At 50.5% G+C, this 303-nt stretch carries 1 protein-coding gene; it reads right to left on the reverse strand.

What is annotated here, in order from left to right; all coding sequences use genetic code 11:
- On the reverse strand, positions 1–303 hold a 303-nt coding region (locus FDX14_RS24360; protein ID WP_034169485.1), incomplete at both ends, for a TraU family protein.

Raw genomic sequence — 303 nt, forward strand, 5'->3', positions numbered from 1 at the left:
AATACACAGTTACGTTTACGCCACATCAGGTAGCCGAAGTTTTTCTTTGTGTTGGGCGGATTTTTTCCCGTCTCCCAGCGCATCACACTGCGCCCGAACGGATGGCACTGTCCGCTATCCGGATACATATTCACCATCTGATAACGCCAGCGTTCTTTAGGCAGGATTGGGGACGGATATTCATTACAGACGGCGTTATTTTTCCCGATGGTTTCCATAATCATGCCCTGACGGTGTAGTTTGAACGCCATGCGTTCACTGACCAGCAGGGAGGACTGCAACGGACTGGACTCATTACTCACC

This window comes from Citrobacter sp. wls710 (genome assembly GCF_005281115.1).
GTDB lineage: Bacteria > Pseudomonadota > Gammaproteobacteria > Enterobacterales > Enterobacteriaceae > Citrobacter > Citrobacter werkmanii.